Origin of the sequence: Streptomyces sp. NPDC052773 (assembly GCF_044547145.1) — a bacterium.
GTDB lineage: Bacteria > Actinomycetota > Actinomycetes > Streptomycetales > Streptomycetaceae > Streptomyces.
This window is the reverse complement of record NZ_JBITZX010000015.1, coordinates 35233-51441: the sequence shown is the minus strand read 5'-3', so window position 1 is coordinate 51441 and position 16209 is coordinate 35233. Positions and strand designations below refer to the sequence as shown.

Annotated in this window: 17 protein-coding genes; 9 read left to right on the top strand and 8 right to left on the bottom strand. The window is 71.3% G+C overall.

From position 1 onward, the window contains the following. Positions 1-180: 180 nt before the first annotated feature. The 5 genes from ACIG0D_RS28085 to ACIG0D_RS28065 form a co-directional block, all read right to left on the bottom strand. Entirely contained in the window at positions 181-930 is a 750-nt protein-coding gene (locus tag ACIG0D_RS28085) for a class III extradiol dioxygenase subunit B-like domain-containing protein (protein ID WP_399806169.1), read from the bottom strand. Between the two features lie 79 nt (positions 931-1009). Next, positions 1010-1279 (bottom strand): hypothetical protein, encoded by a 270-nt coding sequence (locus tag ACIG0D_RS28080; RefSeq protein ID WP_399806167.1) that lies wholly within the window; start codon positions 1277-1279, stop codon positions 1010-1012. A 47-nt stretch (positions 1280-1326) separates the two neighbouring features. Then, positions 1327-2844 carry a tRNA (N6-isopentenyl adenosine(37)-C2)-methylthiotransferase MiaB gene (gene miaB, locus ACIG0D_RS28075; RefSeq protein ID WP_399806165.1) on the bottom strand — a complete coding sequence of 506 codons (1518 nt, stop codon included), beginning with the start codon at positions 2842-2844 and terminating at the stop codon, positions 1327-1329. 82 nt (positions 2845-2926) lie between these two features. Then, the gene (locus ACIG0D_RS28070; RefSeq protein WP_399806163.1) at positions 2927-3583 is read right to left on the bottom strand and encodes a response regulator; all 657 of its coding nucleotides are present in this window, start codon (positions 3581-3583) and stop codon (positions 2927-2929) included. Further along, positions 3580-4533 carry a HAMP domain-containing sensor histidine kinase gene (locus ACIG0D_RS28065; RefSeq protein WP_399806399.1) on the bottom strand — a complete coding sequence of 318 codons (954 nt, stop codon included), beginning with the start codon at positions 4531-4533 and terminating at the stop codon, positions 3580-3582. The genes ACIG0D_RS28070 and ACIG0D_RS28065 overlap by 4 nt, the downstream gene beginning before the upstream one ends. A gap of 266 nt (positions 4534-4799) precedes the next feature. Here ACIG0D_RS28065 and ACIG0D_RS28060 point away from each other — a divergent pair, with 266 nt between their 5' ends. Beyond that, positions 4800-5285 (top strand): TrkA C-terminal domain-containing protein, encoded by a 486-nt coding sequence (locus tag ACIG0D_RS28060; protein ID WP_365762330.1) that lies wholly within the window; start codon positions 4800-4802, stop codon positions 5283-5285. Between the two features lie 4 nt (positions 5286-5289). Next, complete coding sequence (locus ACIG0D_RS28055) at positions 5290-6531, top strand: cation:proton antiporter (protein WP_399806160.1); 1242 nt, start codon at positions 5290-5292, stop codon at positions 6529-6531. Positions 6532-6565: 34 nt separating this feature from the next. Here the strand turns inward: ACIG0D_RS28055 and ACIG0D_RS28050 are convergent, their stop codons facing one another. After that, positions 6566-7006 (bottom strand): MazG nucleotide pyrophosphohydrolase domain-containing protein, encoded by a 441-nt coding sequence (locus ACIG0D_RS28050; protein WP_399806159.1) that lies wholly within the window; start codon positions 7004-7006, stop codon positions 6566-6568. Between the two features lie 86 nt (positions 7007-7092). Between ACIG0D_RS28050 and ACIG0D_RS28045 the strand changes: the two genes are divergently transcribed. Next, positions 7093-8085 (top strand): TAXI family TRAP transporter solute-binding subunit, encoded by a 993-nt coding sequence (locus ACIG0D_RS28045; protein ID WP_399806157.1) that lies wholly within the window; start codon positions 7093-7095, stop codon positions 8083-8085. A gap of 101 nt (positions 8086-8186) precedes the next feature. Here the strand turns inward: ACIG0D_RS28045 and ACIG0D_RS28040 are convergent, their stop codons facing one another. Continuing rightward, positions 8187-9578 (bottom strand): sensor histidine kinase, encoded by a 1392-nt coding sequence (locus tag ACIG0D_RS28040; protein WP_399806155.1) that lies wholly within the window; start codon positions 9576-9578, stop codon positions 8187-8189. Positions 9579-9587: 9 nt separating this feature from the next. Then, the gene (locus ACIG0D_RS28035) at positions 9588-10274 is read right to left on the bottom strand and encodes a response regulator transcription factor (protein WP_399806152.1); all 687 of its coding nucleotides are present in this window, start codon (positions 10272-10274) and stop codon (positions 9588-9590) included. Between the two features lie 288 nt (positions 10275-10562). Between ACIG0D_RS28035 and ACIG0D_RS28030 the strand changes: the two genes are divergently transcribed. The 6 genes from ACIG0D_RS28030 (at position 10563) to ACIG0D_RS28005 (ending at position 16122) form a co-directional block, all read left to right on the top strand. Continuing rightward, on the top strand, positions 10563-11339 hold the full coding sequence (locus ACIG0D_RS28030) for an amino acid ABC transporter ATP-binding protein (RefSeq protein WP_365762342.1): 777 nt from the start codon (positions 10563-10565) through the stop codon (positions 11337-11339). Between the two features lie 200 nt (positions 11340-11539). After that, positions 11540-12385, top strand: coding sequence for a glutamate ABC transporter substrate-binding protein (locus ACIG0D_RS28025; protein WP_399806150.1), 846 nt, complete (start codon positions 11540-11542; stop codon positions 12383-12385). A 115-nt stretch (positions 12386-12500) separates the two neighbouring features. Next, the gene (locus tag ACIG0D_RS28020; RefSeq protein WP_399806148.1) at positions 12501-13178 is read left to right on the top strand and encodes an amino acid ABC transporter permease; all 678 of its coding nucleotides are present in this window, start codon (positions 12501-12503) and stop codon (positions 13176-13178) included. Then, complete coding sequence (locus ACIG0D_RS28015; protein WP_399806146.1) at positions 13175-14122, top strand: amino acid ABC transporter permease; 948 nt, start codon at positions 13175-13177, stop codon at positions 14120-14122. Before ACIG0D_RS28020 ends, ACIG0D_RS28015 begins: the two co-directional genes overlap by 4 nt. A gap of 174 nt (positions 14123-14296) precedes the next feature. Further along, positions 14297-15952 (top strand): FAD-dependent monooxygenase, encoded by a 1656-nt coding sequence (locus ACIG0D_RS28010; protein WP_399806144.1) that lies wholly within the window; start codon positions 14297-14299, stop codon positions 15950-15952. Between the two features lie 83 nt (positions 15953-16035). Continuing rightward, entirely contained in the window at positions 16036-16122 is an 87-nt protein-coding gene (locus tag ACIG0D_RS28005; protein WP_313960178.1) for a putative leader peptide, read from the top strand. Positions 16123-16209 lie beyond the last annotated feature (87 nt).

Below are 16209 nucleotides of genomic sequence, written 5' to 3'. Positions count from 1 at the left end.
GGACGGTCGGCGAACCCGGCAGGACAACACGGAGCAAGGCAGGGCAAGTACACACACCGCAGGACACGCAGTACAAACGCACACGGCGGACGGCCGCGGAGCAGCAGGCTCCCGGCCGTCCGCCGTTTCCGCGACCCGCGTGGCAGGTTCGCCCGCGCGGCAGGGTTCGCCCGCGCTGCCCTACGACCAGGCGGCCACCAGATACCCCACGCCGTACGGCGCGTCCTCGTACAGCAGCGCGCCGCTGAGGCCCGCGTCCTCGGCGGCGCCCGCAAGCACCTGCCACGGACCGCGGCCCGACGCCTTCAGCTCCCGGGCCAGCCCGGTGTCGATCGCCTTCAGCGCCTCGACGTCGGCCGCCCCCAGCGCCCGCGCGATCTCCGCGTCGAAGGGCGCCGCCCGCTCGTCCAGATAGCCCGGGGCTTTCACCGTCCGGCAGGCGCTGGCATCGCCCATCACCAGCAGCGCCACCCTCCGGGCCCGCCCCGCGATGTCCCGTCCGAGGCGGACACACCGGTCCACGTCGAGGGGTTCGGCGACCCCCAGTCCCTCGATCGGGGCATCGGACCACCCGGTGCGCTCCAGCAGCCACGCGGCGACCGCCAGCGACGCCGGCAGCTCGCGCCGCGGCTCGGCGGCCTGCTCCCGGCCCAGGCGTACGCCGAGATCGACGCCGAAGCCACGGAAGGAACCCGGGGTGCCCTCCGGGTAGGGCCCGGTCTCCCCGTACCGCCCGGCCTCCGGGTACGCCCCGCTGCCGCCGGCCTCGACGGGCCCGACGACCACCAGGCGGTCCGGCCGGGCGGCGGCGAGCACCCCGAGAGCGTCCGTGCAGGCGGCACGCGCGGTGTCCAGTTCGGGTGCGGCACCCGCGGCGACCGCGGGCACCAGGAGCGGCGGGCAGGGGCAGACAGCGGCGGCGACAAGCATGATCGGCAGCGTAACCCCCGGGCGGCGCCGCGGCTCACCGCGCCCCGGTGAGATCTCCGGGGCGTCGCTTCGGCGGGGTTCAGTCCTCGATGAGCACGTCGGTGAGGTCGATGACCGTCAGGACGAGCACCACGAGCTTGCCGTCGCTGATCACGTACTCGATGAAGAGGTTGCGGGAGAGGGCGATCCCGCGCGTCGCCTCGTCGCCGCGGACGGGGTGGGAGAGCTTGTGGCGCGGGTCGGTCACGAGTATGGCCAGGCCGCGCTCCAGCACCTCGCGCCGGTCGGCGGAGAGGCTGTCACGCGCCCGGGCCGCGTCCTCGGTGAAGGCGACGCTGTGCGGCAGCATGGGGACCCCCTCTCCGCCGGTGGTGCTGTCCGTAGTGTGGCGGGCCGTCAGTCGCAGCCGCAGGCGCTTCCCGTGGCGGCCGGCAGCGGCTGCGGCACCCCGATCTTCGGCAGGCCGAGCATCACGCCGGCCGGCTTGGCGGCCTCGGCGGCGTTGCGCCTCTCCCAGGCGTCTCCCGCGCGGGTGCGGCGCACGGCGAGGACCGGGCCCTCGGCGAGGAGGTGGTGCGGGGCGGCGTAGGTGACCTCGACGGTGACCACGTCGCCGGGGCGGACCTCCTGGTCCGGCTTGGTGAAGTGGACCAGGCGGTTGTCGGGGGCGCGGCCGGAGAGCCGGTGCGTGGCGCCGTCCTTGCGGCCCTCGCCCTCGGCGACCATCAGCTCCAGGGTGCGGCCGACCTGCTTCTTGTTCTCCTCCCAGGAGATCTCCTCCTGGAGGGCGACCAGCCGCTCGTACCGCGCCTGGACGATCTCCTTGGGGATCTGGTTGTCCATCTCGGCGGCCGGGGTGCCGGGGCGCTTGGAGTACTGGAAGGTGAACGCCTGGGCGAAGCGGGCCTCGCGCACCACGTGCAGGGTCTGCTCGAAGTCCTCCTCGGTCTCGCCGGGGAAGCCCACGATGATGTCGGTGGTGATCGCGGCGTGCGGGATGGCGGCGCGGACCTTCTCGATGATGCCGAGGTAGCGCTCCTGGCGGTAGGAGCGGCGCATCGCCTTCAGGACGGTGTCCGAGCCGGACTGGAGCGGCATGTGGAGCTGCGGCATCACGTTCGGCGTCTCGGCCATGGCGGCGATGACGTCGTCGGTGAAGTCGCGGGGGTGCGGGGAGGTGAAGCGCACCCGCTCCAGGCCCTCGATCTTGCCGCAGGCCCGCAGCAGCTTGCTGAAGGCCTCGCGGTCGCCGATGTCGGAGCCGTACGCGTTGACGTTCTGGCCGAGCAGGGTGATCTCGGAGACGCCCTCGGCGACCAGGGCCTCGACCTCGGCGAGGATGTCGCCGGGGCGGCGGTCCTTCTCCTTGCCGCGCAGCGCCGGGACGATGCAGAAGGTGCAGGTGTTGTTGCAGCCGACGGAGATGGAGACCCACGCGGCGTAGGCGCTCTCGCGGCGGGTCGGCAGCGTGGAGGGGAACGCCTCCAGCGACTCGGCGATCTCGACCTGCGCCTCCTCCTGCACGCGCGCGCGTTCCAGCAGGACCGGCAGCTTGCCGATGTTGTGCGTGCCGAAGACGACGTCCACCCAGGGCGCCTTCTTCACGATGGTGTCGCGGTCCTTCTGGGCGAGGCAGCCGCCGACCGCGATCTGCATGCCGGGCCGCTTGGCCTTCTTGGGGGCGAGGTGGCCCAGGTTGCCGTACAGCCGGTTGTCGGCGTTCTCACGGACCGCGCAGGTGTTGAAGACGACGACGTCCGCGTCGCCGTCGGAGCCCTCGGGGGCGCGCACATAGCCCGCGTCCTCCAGCAGACCGGCCAGTCGCTCTGAATCATGGACGTTCATCTGGCACCCGTAGGTGCGTACCTCGTATGTGCGGACGCCCACGGCCCGGCTCTGGTCGATGCTGCTCATGGGACAAGGGTAGGCGGTCTGCGGACGTGGCTCGGGCCGCCTGTGGACAACCGGCCGGCGCGATCTCGGTCACCCGTTCGGCTCACGGCTCGATCAGGCCGGCGCGTATCGCGTACCGGGTCAGTTCCAGGCGGTCGCGCAGGCCGAGCTTGTGCAGCAGGTTCGCGCGGTGGCGTTCGACGGTCTTGGCGCTGATGAACAGCAGCTCGGCGATCTCCTTGGAGGTGTGGCCCTCGGCGACCAGCTTCAGGATCTCCTCCTCGCGCTCGGTGACGGGCCGCTCCGGCAGCCGGCCGTCGCCGCGGTGGAGGCGGTCCAGGTAGGCCCGGACCAGGGCGCGCTCGGCTCCCGGGTAGACGAACGGCTCGTCGCGCATGGCCGCGCGGCACGCCTCGACCAGGTCGCGGTCGGCGACGGACTTCAGCACATAGCCGCAGGCCCCGGCCTTGAGGGCCTCGAAGAAGTACTGCTCGTTGTCGTACATCGTGAGGATGAGGATGCGCAGTCCGGGCAGCCGCCGGGACAGCTCACGGGCCGCCTGCAGACCCGTCATGCGGGGCATGGCGATGTCCAGGACCGCCAGGTCGATGTCGCCCGCACGCGCGCGGGCGACCGCTTCCGCGCCGTCGCCGGCCTCGGCGACGACCGTCAGGTCCGGCTCGCCGTCCAGGATCAGGCGCACTCCTCGGCGGACGAGCGTGTGGTCGTCGGCGAGCAGGACGCGGACCGGGGCGGTCATCGGGCCTCCCGCCGGGCGCAGGGGATCCGCATCCGGATGTCCGTGCCCCCGCCGGGGCCCGGGCCGAGGCTGAGTTCCGCCCCGATCAGCAGCGCACGCTCCCGCATGCCGCCGATGCCCGCGCCCTCCGGCGCGCCCGCGGCGAGGCCCGTGCCGTTGTCGCGGACGAGCAGTTCGACGCCGCCGGGGACGGGCGCCAGGCGCAGCTCCGCGCGGTCGGCGCCGGAGTGCCGCGCGGTGTTCGTGAGCCCTTCCTGGGCCACCCGGTAGATCACGAGTTCGGTCTCCTCGGTGAGCGGGGGCAGCCCGCCGCGCACCTCGTGCCGCACCGTCAGCCCGTGCGCGGTGAACTCGCCGGCGAGGGCGCGCAGGGCGCTGGCGAGGCCCAGTTCCTCCAGCACGCCGGGGCGCAGCCGGCGCGCTATCCGTCGTATCTCGTCCAGGCCCGCGCGGGTGGCGTCCTGTGCCTGGCCGACCTCCTCGCGCAGGTCCTCGGGCGCCCGGTCGGCGACCCGCTTGAGCTGGAGCAGTACGGCGGTGAGGGTCTGGCCGACCTCGTCGTGCAGCTCCCGCGCGATGCGGTGGCGTTCGCGCTCCTGTGCGGACAGGGCGCGGGCGGCGCTGGTGGCGCGTTCGGTCTCCAGGCGGTCGAGCATGGTGTTGTACGTGGTGATCAGCTCGGCGGTCTCCGCGGGGCCGGCGACGGCCGCGCGGGTCCCCGGCCGCAACAGGTCCGCCGCCGCCATGGCACGGCCCAGCCGTTGCAGCGGGGCGAGTCCGATGCGCAGCACGACCGCGTTCCCGGCCAGCAGGGCGGCGAGTCCGGCGAGGACGACCAGCGCCTCACCGGGCAGTACGGGCGTGGACACGGTGACGGGGCCGAGGAGCAGCGCGGCGGCGACGACCAGGCCGACGGAGTTGAGGGAGAAGATCCGCCAGAACAGCGACACGCTCCCCACTCCGCTTCCTCCGGGTCCCACGGCCACGCGCCCCGCCGGTCCGGCGGCCGGCTCTCCTGTGGGCCCCGCGGCCTGCTCGTCCGGCCGTGCCCGGTCCAGTCTTGCCGTCGCTCGCCGTCCGCGTATATCCGTGACAACACCCATGTCGTCACCGTACGGCCGGGTGACAGCATGACCAGCGGAGTCCCCCGCCGTGAGCGGGGGACTCCGAGTCGTATCGACGAGCAAGGCGAGCCCAGCGAGCAAAGGGAAGAAACGTGTCCGCTCCACGCCTGAAGGCGACGCCGCTGCCGGGTATCGGGGTCCAGTACGACCTCGTGACGCGTGAGCAGCGCCATCTGTCCGTGGTCGCCCACCGCGACGGCGCCCGCACGGTGGCCGTGTACCGCGCGGACGACCCCGACTCGTGCGCCCAGTCGCTGCGGCTGACCAGTGCCGAGGCGGGCGCGCTGATCGACGCGCTGACGCCGTCGCACCACAGCACGAGCCTGCTCTACACCACGGACCTGGGCCTGGTGGCCGAGCGGATCGAGGTGGCCGCGACCTCGCACTGGAACGGGCGGGTGCTCGGCGAGACCCGGATGCGGACCGAGACCGGCGCCTCCGTGGTCGCGGTGCTGCGGCGGGCGGAGGCGATCCCCTCGCCGGCGCCGGACTTCCGGCTCGCGGGCGGTGACATCCTGATCGTCATCGGCACGCGGGAGGGCGTCGACGCGGCCGCCGCGATACTCGGACGGGAGTGAGCGCGTGCACTCCGCTGTCCTGTTGATCGAGTTCGGCTCCATCATCCTGGGGCTCGGCCTGCTCGGCCGGGTCGCCGCGCGGTTCCGTTTCTCCCCCATACCGCTGTATCTCCTGGCCGGTCTGGCCTTCGGCGAGGGCGGGCTGCTGCCGCTCGGCGCGAGCGAGGAGTTCATCGCCACGGGCGCCGAGATCGGCGTGATCCTGCTGCTGCTGATGCTCGGCCTGGAGTACACGGCGAACGACCTCGTCTCCAACCTCAAGGCGCACTACCCGGCCGGTCTGGTCGACTGCGCGCTCAACGCGCTGCCGGGCGCCGCGGCGGCGCTGTTGCTCGGCTGGGGGCCGGTCGCCGCCGTCGTGCTCGCCGGGGTCACCTGGATCTCCTCCTCCGGGGTCATCGCCAAGGTGCTCGGCGAGCTGGGGCGGATCGGCAACCGGGAGACGCCGGTCATCCTCAGCGTGCTGGTCCTGGAGGACCTGGCGATGGCCGTCTATCTGCCGATCGTCACCGCGCTGGTCGCCGGGGTGGGGTTCGCGGCCGGGAGCGTGACGCTGGCGATCGCGCTGGGCGTCGCGGGGCTGGTGCTCTTCGCGGCCCTGCGCTACGGCCGGGTCATCTCGCGGTTCGTCTCCAGCGACGACCCGGAGAAACTGCTGCTGGTGGTGCTCGGCCTGACGATCCTGGTCGCCGGGGTCGCGCAGCAGCTCCAGGTGTCCGCGGCCGTGGGCGCCTTCCTGGTCGGCATCGCGCTGTCCGGGGAGGTCGCGGAGGGCGCGCACACCCTGCTGAGCCCGCTCCGGGACCTGTTCGCCGCGGTGTTCTTCGTCTTCTTCGGGCTGCACACCGACCCGGCGAGCATCCCCCCGGTGCTGCTGCCCGCTCTCGCGCTGGCCGTCGTCACCGCCGCGACGAAGATCGCCACCGGCTACTGGGCGGCCCGCCGGGCCGGGATCTCCGTCAAGGGCCGCTGGCGGACGGGCGGCGCGCTGGTGGCGCGCGGCGAGTTCTCGATCGTCATCGCCGGGCTGGCGGTCACCGCGGGCGTCGAACCGGCTCTGGGGCCGCTGGCCACCGCGTACGTCCTGCTGCTGGTCGTCCTCGGGCCGCTCACCGCGCGGTACACCGAGCCCGTGGCGATGTGGTGGAGCCGCCGCCGCGCCGCCCGCGCGGAGAGCGCGGAGACCGCGGCGGTCGTACGGCCGGCGGACGAGGAGCAGCGGGAGCAGGCGCCGGTGGGCGACTGAGGACCCTCTCCCTTCGGACGCCAGGGGCGACTCGTCAGGCGGGGGCGTCCGCGCTCGAACGGGCGGAGCCCCCGGCCTGCTCCGCCCGCCACCCCTGGCGCCGCAGCACGGCCGCCACGTCGGGCTTCTCGTAGTGCTCGCCCTTGAGGACCTTGCCGTCGGCTCTGCGCACGACCGTGCCGTCGGGGCCCAGCTTGGTCATGTTGGAGCGGTGGATCTCGGCGATCACCTCGTCCAGGTCGATGCCGTGGACGAGTGCGGTGCCGTACGCCACGTAGACGACGTCGGCCAGTTCGTGCGCGAGCCGGTCCAGCGGGCCGTCGACCGAGACCTCGGCGACCTCCGCCGCCTCCTCGGCGAGCAGCGCTCCTCTCTGCGCGGCCAGCTCCGGTGAGACCTCGGTCGGCGTGGAACGGGCGTCGAGGCCGAAAGCGAGGTGGAATTCACGGACCAGGTCGGCGGGCGAAGAGCTCATGCGTCGACTGTATCGGCCGCCTCTGACACTCCCCGCTGTGATTCCGGCCCTGGTCAGGCGGGCGGTTGGCTGGCAGGATCGCGCGCATGTCCACGCTGTTCCCCCGCCCCGGCCGGCGCCGCCTCCTGCAGAGCGCGGCCGTCGGTGTCGTGGCCCTCGGGCTGCTGCTGTGGTGGCTGCTGCCGCTGGAGGAGGAGCCACCGCGCGGGACGGTCACCTTCAGCACGGGCACCCGCGCGGGCGTCTATTACGAGTACGGCGACCGGCTGCGCAAGGAGCTCGCCAAGGACATGCCGGGCCTCAAGGTCGAGCTGCTCACCAGTGACGGCTCGCAGGAGAACGTCGCCCGCGTGGCCACCGGGCAGGCCGACTTCACCATCGCCGCGGCCGACGCGGTGGAGACGTACAAGCTCGACGGGGAGGGCGCCGACCGGCTGCGCGGGGTCGCCCGCCTGTACGACGACTACGTGCAGCTCGTCGTCCCGCCGCACTCGGACATCGAGTCCGTCGAGGACCTGCGCGGCAAGCGGGTCGCCATAGGGCTGCCCGACTCGGGGGTGCGGCTGATCGCCACCCGGCTGCTCAGGGCGGCCGGCATCGACCCGGGGAAGGACATCACGCCGTACGCGGACGGCATCGACACCGGGCCCAGGAAGCTGGGCACAAAGCTCGACGCGTTCTTCTGGTCGGGCGGACTGCCGACGGACGGACTGCGCAAGCTCACCAAGACCGAGTCGTTCCGGTTCATCCCGATCGACCCCGATCTGGTCGCCAAGCTGCACAAGCAGCGCGCCGCCACGCGCTACTACCGCGCCACCAACATGCCCGAGTCGGCCTACCCGACGATCCAGATGGGCCAGGCCGTGCCGACGCTCGCGGTGTCCAACCTGCTCATCACCCGCAAGGACATGGACCCGCGGCTCACCGAGTGGCTGACCCGGACCGTCATCAACAGCCGCGACCGCATCGGCGCGCACGTCCACTCCGCCCAGCTGGTCGACCTGCGCACGGCGATCTACACCGACCCGCTGACCCTGCACGACGGCGCGCGGCGCTACTACCGCTCGGTGAAGCCGTAAGCGGCCTCCGCGCGGAGATGCCGGCCTCCGCGCGGAAATGCCGGTCACCGCGCGGCGAAGCCTCGCCAAGCCTCGACAAGGCCCCCGCGCGGTACCCCCTTTCACGCCGCCGGCCCGCTCCGAGGCACCGTCAGCGTCACCTTCAGCCCGTGCGGCTCGTGATGGTCGTACGTGATGGAGCCGCCCGCGGAGGCGAGCAGCGCCCGGCTGATGGACAGGCCGAGGCCGGAGCCCTTGACGTTCTGATGGCGGTTGCTGCGCCAGAAACGGTCCCCCACGCGGGTCAGTTCCTCGTCGGTGAGACCCGGGCCGTGGTCCGCGACGACGATCGTCGAGGTGTCGCCGTGGGACGCGACGCCGACCTCCACGCGCTCGCCCGCCGGCGTGAACTTCAGCGCGTTGTCGATCACCGCGTCCAGCGCGCTGGACAGGGTGACCGCGTCGGCCCAGGCGGTGGTGGGCGGGCAGTCGGCCACCAGTCGTACGCCCTTGGCCTCGGCGGTCGGAGCCCAGGCCGCGACCCGTTCGGCGGTGAGCGCGCCGATGTCGGTGATCCCCAGATCGGCCTCGGCGTGCTCGGCGAGCGCCAGGCCGAGCAGGTCGTCCAGGACCTGGGCCAGGCGTTTGCCCTCGGCCTGCACGGAGGCGATCTCCTCGTTGCCCTCGGGCAGTTCCAGTGCCAGCAGCTCGATCCGCAGCAGCAGCGCCGCGAGGGGGTTGCGCAGCTGGTGGGAGGCGTCGGCGACGAAGGCGCGCTGCTGCTCCAGGACGTTCTCGACGTTGTCCGCCATCTCGTTGAACGACCGGGCCAGCCGCCGCAGCTCCGGCGGCCCGCTGGCCACGGCCACCCTGGACTTCAGCCGCCCGGTGGCGATGTCGTGGGTGGTGGCGTCCAGGACGCGTACGGGCTTGAGCACCCAGCCGGTGAGCCGGAGCGCGGCGCCCACGGCCAGCAGCATCGCGGCGGTCTCGCCCGCGGCGATGACCAGCCAGCCGCGCAGGATCCGCGACCGCATCTGCCCGGTGGGCGAGTCGGTGACGACGACCGCGACGACGTCGCCGTCCCGGATCACCGGCGAGGCGACGACCAGACGGTGCCGCTCCCAGGGCCAGACCTGCTTGGGATCGTGGCTGCGGCGGCTGAGGAACGCCTCGTCGAACGCGGCCCGTACCTCACCCGATCGAGGGAGCAGCCAGTCGTCGGGCGCATGAGCCATGGGCACGTCGTCGTGGTAGAAGACACCGGCACGAATGCCGTAGACCTTGTAGTAGCTGATCAGTTCGCGCCTGAGCGTCTCGCGGCGCTCGTCCCTGACCGTGGGGTCGGCGGTGACGAACTGGGCGAGGGCCGCGAACCGCGCGGTGTCGTCGATCCGGTCGACGACCACCTTCTGCTGCTGGGCCGCCGCGAGGCTGACGGCGAGCGGGATGCCGAGTGCCAGCAGCACGGCCGCCATCAGGACGATGAGCAGCGGAAGGAGACGTGTGCGCACCCTGCCCCGCTACGCGCCCGGGGCGACGAGCCGGTAACCGACGCCGCGCACGGTCTCGATGAGCGCCGGCATGCGCAGCTTGGCGCGCAGGGACGCGACGTGCACCTCCAGGGTGCGCCCGGTCCCCTCCCAGCTGGTCCGCCAGACCTCGCTGATGATCTGCTCCCGCCGGAAGACCACGCCCGGGCGCTGGGCCAGCAGGGCGAGGAGGTCGAACTCCTTGCGGGTCAGTTGGACGACCGAACCGTCCACGCTGACCTGGCGCGTCGGCAACTCGATACGGACGCGGCCCAGATGGACGGCGGTCTCCACGGGGCCGGTGGCGTCCTCCTGCACGGAGCGCCGGCTGACGGCGTGGATCCGGGCCAGCAGTTCCCCGGTGTCGTACGGCTTGACCACGTAGTCGTCGGCCCCGAGGTTGAGGCCGTGGATGCGGGAGCGGACGTCCGACCGCGCGGTGACCATGATCACCGGTGTGGCGGTGCGCTTGCGGATCTTGCCGCACACCTCGTAGCCGTCCTGGTCGGGCAGGCCGAGGTCGAGCAGGACGACGCCGAAGCCGGGCCCCTCGGGCACCAGGGCCTGCAGTGCCTCCTCGCCGCTGCGCGCGTGCGTGACGTCGAAGCCGTGCCGCGCCAGGACCGCGGACAGAGCGGTGGCGACATGGTTGTCGTCCTCGACGAGGAGAAGTCTCATCCCGGCCCCCTTCGGTTCATCGGCTGGACGGATCTCGCGGGTAGAAACACGTGCACGCGCGCGGGTGCACCATGGCAGTCACGCTGATGGATGACGACGGCGTCAAGAGGGTTCCGCTTGAGCGGCCCCGAAGTTATCCGGCCGATACGCGCGCAGGTCACAAGTGCTACGACAGGTGTCCGATTGCTATCGGATCGTGATGCTCAGATTCCCCTCAGATGTAATGACGCAGGTCGCGTAGGGTTATTAGTGTCCTCCGAAACCCGAGGAGGACGGAGCCAGCAAGCGATGACCGAAGTATCGGTGGCCAAGGAAGATTCGGCCGCGACCGGCGAACTGGTCGTCCTGAAGAGCGTCAACAAGCACTTCGGCGCGTTGCACGTACTCCAGGACATCGATCTCACGATCGCCCGTGGCGAGGTCGTCGTGGTCATCGGGCCCTCCGGGTCCGGGAAGTCCACCCTGTGCCGCACCATCAACCGGCTGGAGACGATCGACTCCGGCACGATCACGATCGACGGAAAGCCGCTGCCCCAGGAGGGCAAGGAGCTGGCCCGGCTGCGAGCCGACGTCGGGATGGTGTTCCAGTCCTTCAATCTCTTCGCGCACAAGACCGTGCTCGAGAACGTGATGCTCGGCCAGATCAAGGTCCGCAAGACGGACAAGAAGCAGGCCGAGGAGAAGGCGCGCGCCCTGCTGGACCGGGTCGGTGTGGCGGCGCAGGCGGACAAGTACCCCGCGCAGCTCTCCGGCGGCCAGCAGCAGCGTGTCGCCATCGCACGGGCCCTGGCCATGGGCCCCAAGGTCATGCTCTTCGACGAGCCGACGTCGGCTCTCGACCCGGAGATGATCAACGAGGTCCTGGAGGTCATGCAGCAGCTCGCCCGTGAGGGCATGACCATGATCGTGGTCACCCACGAGATGGGCTTCGCACGATCGGCCGCAAACCGCGTGGTGTTCATGGCGGACGGCCGCATTGTCGAAGAGGCTGCGCCCGACCAGTTCTTCAGCAACCCGCGCAGCGATCGCGCCAAGGACTTCCTGTCGAAGATCCTGCACCACTGACCCGGCCTCGTCGCCCCGCGCGACGACCGGCGTCACCCCCACCGGACGGCCCGCACCACCGACGCCCCCGAACCGGACGGTCGGCACCACCGGCACCACCGCACCGGACGGCCCGCACCACCGGCACCACCGCACCGGACGGCCGCGTCACCCCGCACCGGACGGCCCGCGTCCCCTTCACCACGCAAAGGATGTTCACCATGAAGCTCCGCAAGGTCACCGCCGCGGCCGCGGCCGCGCTCGTCCTGTCGATCACCGCGACCGCGTGTGGCGGTGACGGCGACAAGGACAACGAAGGCACGGGTTCCGGCGGCGGCGACAAGATCAAGATCGGCATCAAGTACGACCAGCCCGGTCTCGGTCTGAAGGAGCCCGACGGTTCCTTCTCCGGCTTCGACGTCGACGTGGCGACGTACGTGGCCAAGGAGCTCGGCTACGAGCCCAACGAGATCGAGTGGGTCGAGACCAAGAGCGCCGACCGTGAGAACGCGCTCTCCCGCGGTGACGTGAAGTTCATCGTGGCGACCTACTCCATCACCGACGAGCGCAAGCAGAAGGTCGACTTCGCCGGCCCGTACCTGCTGGCCCACCAGGACCTGCTGGTGAAGAAGGACTCGGACATCACCGAGGCCACCGACCTCAACGGCAAGAAGCTGTGCTCGGTCACCGGCTCGACGTCGGCACAGAACGTCAAGAACGACTTCGCTCCGAAGGCCCAGCTGAGGACGTACAGCACCTACTCGGAGTGCATCGCCGGTCTGCAGAGCGGTTCCGTCGACGCGCTGACCACCGATGACTCGATCCTCGCCGGCTACGCCGCGCAGGACGAGTACAAGGGCAAGTTCAAGCTGGCCGGTCTGAAGCTCAGCAACGAGAACTACGGCATCGGCGTCAAGAAGGGCGACACCGAGACCCTGAACAAGATCAACGACGCGCTGGAGAAGATGGTCGCCGACAAGTCCTGGGAGAAGGCCGTCAACGAGAACTTCGGCCCGGCCGGCTACAAGCACGAGCCGGCCCCGAAGATCGGCAACATCGTCAAGTAAGGCTCAGGCACTCCAGTAACGCGGAATTGCCGAGGCGTGCCGCCGTCCACCGCGATCAGGGCGGCGGCGCGCCACGTCCGCCACGTACGCCACACACCCGGAAGCGCGGGAGATCGTGTTCGACTTCATTTCTGACTATGACGATCCAACCTTGTTGGGTGCCTTCTGGGTGACGGTGCAGCTCACCGTGTTCTCGGCCATCGGCTCCCTGGTCTGGGGCACCCTGCTGGCGGCGATGCGGGTCAGCCCGGTGCCGCTGATGCGCGGCTTCGGCACGGCCTATGTGAACATCGTCCGGAACATCCCGCTGACCGTCATCATCGTGTTCACCTCGCTGGGTCTCGCCGACATCTTCGGCATGACCATGGGCGCGCCCGATGACTTCGAGGTCCAGGGCTTCCGCCTCGCGGTGCTCGGCCTGGTCGCCTACACCGCGGCCTTCGTCTGCGAGGCGCTGCGCTCCGGCATCAACACCGTGCCGGTCGGGCAGGCCGAGGCGGCCCGCGCCATCGGACTGAGCTTCAGCCAGGTCCTGCGGCTGGTCGTGCTGCCGCAGGCGTTCCGTTCGGTGATCGGCCCGCTGGCGAACGTACTGATCGCCCTCACCAAGAACACGACGGTGGCGGCCACGATCGGTGTGGCGGAGGCCGCCTTCCTGATGAAGGAAATGATCGAGAACGAGGCACAGACGGTGCTCATCGGCGCGGTCTTCGCCCTCGGTTTCGTGGTACTGACCCTGCCCACCGGCCTGTTCTTCGGCTGGCTGAGCAAGCGACTGGCGGTGAAGCGGTGACCTCGGTCCTCTACGACGCTCCCGGCCCCCGGGCCAAGCGGCGCAACATCATCTTCTCGGTCGTCTTCTTCGTCCTGCTGGCCCTCCTGCTGTGGTGGGTCTACACGGTGATGGACGACAAGGGCCAGCTGGAGTGGTCCCTGTGGAAGCCGTTCACCCAGTCCGAGGCATGGACCACGTATCTGCTCCCGGGCCTCGGCGACACGCTCAAGGCCGCGGCGCTGGCCATGATCATCGGTCTCCCGCTGGGCGCCGTCTTCGGTATCTCCCGCCTGTCCGACCACGCGTGGGTGCGAGGCCCGGCCGGCGCGGTGGTCGAGTTCTTCCGGGCGATCCCAGTGCTGCTGCTGATGCTGTTCGCCAACGAGTTCTACGCCCGTTACACGGACGTCAGCAGTGAGGACCGGCCCCTGTACGCGGTCGTCACCGGCCTGGTGCTCTACAACGCGTCGGTCCTCGCGGAGATCGTCCGCGCGGGCATCCTCGCCCTGCCGAAGGGGCAGACGGAGGCGGCCCAGGCGATCGGTCTGCGCAAGGGTCAGACGATGACCAGCGTCCTGCTGCCCCAGGCGGTCACGGCGATGCTCCCGGCGATCGTCACCCAGCTGGTCGTCATCGTGAAGGACACCGCGCTGGGCGGCGTGATGCTCGGCTTCACGGAGCTGCTGAACGCGCGGGGCACGCTCGCGGCGAACTACGCGAACGTCATCCCGAGCTTCATCGTCGTGGCGATCATCTACATCATCGTCAACTTCATCCTCACCAGCTTCGCGAGCTGGCTGGAGGGGTGGCTGCGGCGCAGCAAGCGGTCGACGGGCGCGGTGCTCGGGGCCGACGAGGTGGAGGAGCTGAACCCGGCAGCGGTCGGCGGTTCCTTCGGGACCGGTGGCGAAGGCGGCGGCCCAGGTGGCTTCGGCGGTTTCACCCATCCGCCAAAGAACTGACGCACCAACAGCTTCCCTGTAAACGCGAAGGCAGTGGCGGACCCGCCACTGCCTTCGTCACTTGACGCAAGCACCCGCAATAGGTTGCATACTTTCTGTGATCGTGCACCCTGCTCCAACTTCCTGTTCACATACATCCCTCAGGACACCGTCACGGGCAGGGGGCGCCGCGCCGTGGACCCGGTGATCATCGTCGGAGCGGGGCCCGTCGGGCTGACGCTCGCCCTGGCGCTGGCGCGTCAGGAGGTGCCGTGCGTGGTCCTCGACGAGGGCCCGGGCAAGGACGAACGGCGGCTGGCGCGCACCGTCGCCCTGCACGAGGACACCGCCGCGCTGCTGTCCCGGCTGACCGGGATGCGGCTGGACGAGGCCGGCGCGTACTGGGCCGGATGGCGGTCGATGCGGCGCAAGCAGGTGATGTGCGAGATCACGTTCGGAGAGGCCCCCGAGGACGACACGGACGACCCCGAGCCCCTCACGTCCCCGCTGCACATCGCCCAGCACGTACTCACCGACGCCCTGCGCGCCGCGCTGGTGCGGGAACGACTCGTCAAGATCGTCGTGGACAGCCGGCTGGACGCCGTCGAGCAGGAGTCCTCGGGCGTCAGCGCGCACACCCGCGGCCCCGAGGGCACCTGGTGGCGCGGCAGTTACCTGGTGGGGTGCGACGGCCCCCGCTCGACCGTGCGCAAGCTCCTGGACATCCGATTCCCCGGCCGTACGGCGGTGGAGCGGCACGCCGTGGCCGCGCTGCGGACGGAACTTCCGTGGCCGGGTCAGGCGTTGCTCCACCGGATGCCGCCGTGGCGGTCGTCGGGGCCCTCGGCCGGGGAGGTGACAGGGCGTCCGCTCCCGGACGGCGTCTGGCGACTGGACTGGCTGCTGCCGCCCGGCAAGGACCTGGTCACGCCCGAGCTGCTGCTGGCGCGCGTCCAGGAGACCCTGACCGGCTGGACGGGTGAGGCCTCACCGTCGTACGAGCTGCTGGACACCGGAGTCCACATCGTCCACCACCGGCTGGCCCGGCGCTGGCGGGCGGGCCGGGTCTTCCTCGCCGGGGACGCGGCCCACCTGCTCGGCGCGCTCGGCACCCAGGGGCTGGACGAGGGGCTGCGGGACGCCGACAACCTCGCCTGGAAGCTGGCGCTGGCCTGGCACCACGGGCCGCACGAGGCGCTGCTCGACAGCTATCAGGCGGAGCGGCGCGCAGTCGTCGCCGCCCGGCTGCGCGCCGCCGACCAGGCGCTGCCGCTGGTCCGCGGCGGCAAGGGCCTGCGCTCGTACGTCCCGGGCGCCGCCCGCGGCCATGACGCCCTGCTCACCGACGGGCACCTGGGCAGCGGTCCGCTGGGCGCCCCGGGCGGTTACGAGGACTCCCCGCTCGCCCCCCGGCACATCGAGGCCGAGGTCCCGGTCGGCACCCCGCCGGGGGCGCCGGTCACGGATGTCGTGGTCACCGCGGAGGACGGCTCGTTCGTACGGCTGCGGGACCGGCTCGGCCGGGGTGCGCTGCTCGTCGTCCTGATCGCGCCCGGCACCGGTGTGTGGGAGCGCAAGCACTGGGCGAGGGCCGGGATCATGCCCCGGCTCGCGGCAGCGGTGGCCGCTCTGCCGCACCCGGCCGAGCTGCTGGTCGCCGAGAGCTACCCGGGCGCCGCCGCCCACACCGTGCTCCTCGTCCGGCCCGACGGCCATCTCGTCACGGCCCTGAACGGGGTGCGCCCCGCCGACCTCTACGCGGCGGCCGAGGCGACGCTCGGCGGTCCGGCGGAGGCCGGGCTCGGAGCGGAAGCCGGAGTCCAGGCGGAGGCCGGGGCAGGCTCCCGCTGAGGTCTCCCGTCCCGTCTGTCACCCTGTGTCCACATGGTGACAGCAAGTTGACCCGTCCGGACCGGCGTGGTGTACTCCGGATCGTGACCGACACCTGCGTGCGCCTGTGGCGACGGGTCCACATGGACCTCGTCCGCTATGCGGGCTGCGTGTGTCGACCGTCCTGCTGATCTCGCTTCCCTTCTCCGCCGCGCGCGCCGCTCGTCGCGTTGTCGCCTGTCGCGTTGTCGCGCGCGTTTTCCGCGAACTCATCAGGA